Origin of the sequence: Marinobacter bryozoorum (genome assembly GCF_023156245.1) — a bacterium.
GTDB classification, from domain to species: Bacteria; Pseudomonadota; Gammaproteobacteria; order Pseudomonadales; family Oleiphilaceae; genus Marinobacter; species Marinobacter bryozoorum.
In genome coordinates, this window is record NZ_JAKZAH010000093.1 from 1 (window position 1) to 1617 (window position 1617).

At 62.0% G+C, this 1617-nt stretch carries 1 protein-coding gene; it reads right to left on the bottom strand.

All coding sequences use genetic code 11. The features are described 5' to 3' along the window. Positions 1-1365, bottom strand: a 1365-nt coding sequence (istA, locus tag MLC59_RS19645; protein WP_248237289.1) for an IS21 family transposase, incomplete at its 3' end; no start/stop codon positions are given. Between the last annotated feature and the right edge of the window lie 252 nt (positions 1366-1617).

Sequence of the window (1617 nt, forward strand, 5' to 3'; positions counted from 1 at the left end):
ACAGGCCTGTTCCAGGCGATCACGGCTGTAGCGCCGACTCAGATTCAACAGGCCCAGGCAGGCGCGGTAGCCGTGCTCCGGGTGAGGTCGGTCCTTGAGCTGTCTTTGCACCACGTCCAACGTCCCGGGGCCGATGTCCTTGGCCCAGTTCAGGAAGCGTCCCGGAGACCAGTTCTGATGAGCCTGGTGCGACTTGGGCATGTGTTCGGTCAGGGTGACGAAGCGGCTCTTGCCATGACGAGGATGCAGCGCCACCCGCTGCCCCTTGTGCATCACCTCCACGGAGGTGTCGGTCATTCGCACATCCAGCACCACCCCCACCAGGGCGTGAGGCACGCTGTACAGCCGTTTGTCGATCTCGATGTGGTAGTCGATGCCCGGTCGCGCCTTGCGCCACTCGGCGTAGACGTAAGGCATGGCTGGCAGGGGCTTCAGGGCCGGACGATCCAGCGCCTCGAACAGGCTCTGGCGGCTCTCGGAGCGCCCCTGGAACGGGCGCTGGTTCAGCGCCGGCAACAACGCTGCAATGGCCGCGTTCAGCTCGGCCAGGGAGAAGAACATCCGGTGCCGTAACCGGGCCAGTATCCAGCGTTCGACCAACAGTACGGCAGCTTCGGCCTTCGCCTTGTCCTTGGGCTTGTAGGGTCGTGCCGGCAGCACGGCAGTCTGGTAGTGAGCGGCTAGTTCGGCGTAGGTCTCGTTAATCGTCGGGGTGTATCGATCAGCCTTGGTGACCGCTGCCTTGAGGTTGTCCGGAACCAGTAATTCCGGTACGCCACCATAGAACGCCAGCATTCGCTGGTGGGAGGCGATCCAGTCCGGCAGGCTCTGGCTCCAGGTAGCCTCGGCGAAGGTGTAGCTGGATGCCCCCAACACGGCCACAAAGACCTGGGCCTTACGCATCTCACCGGTACTACGATCCACCACCGGAACCGTGGGGCCACAGTAATCGATAAAGATCTTCTCGCCGGCCCGGTGGACCTGGCGCATGCTACGCCGCTGCCGGCCACGCCAGAGTCGGTAGTGGTGGCAGAACTGGCTGTAGCGGTAGGCCTTGTCGCCGTGACGTTCCACGTACTCGGCCCAGAGCAGTTGCAGGGTGACGCCCTTGGTCTTTAGTTCCTGGTGGACCTGGAAGTAATCAGGTTCGGCAAAGCGTGCGGGTGGGGCCTTGGCCGGGAACAGCAGCGCTTCCAGCCGCACCTCATCCACATCCTCTGGCAACGGCCAGGTGACGTCATGAGCCTGGGCCAGGCTGACGTACTTGCCCACCACACCTTTGGAGAGACCGCAGGCGCGGGCAATACGCTCATGGCTCAGGCCTGCTTCGTACTTGAGGCGCAAGACCTCGATAATCTGTCGCATGGAAATCCTCGCAGCCGGCATCCGCTCTTCCTCGTGATGAAAAGGAAGGGGTATGCCGGATAAAGTTCAAGAATTCCAGCGTTTTGGCAGTGATTCCGGGGGAACGTGACCGGTGATTCCGGCATCGTGACCGGCGATTCCGGGAAACGACCCGAAATCGGTCACAATAAAACGGAATGAGCGGTCACAATCGTCCGGAACAGGCGGTCACGTTCAAACGGAATGGGTGGTCACGATGGCGCGGAATACGCA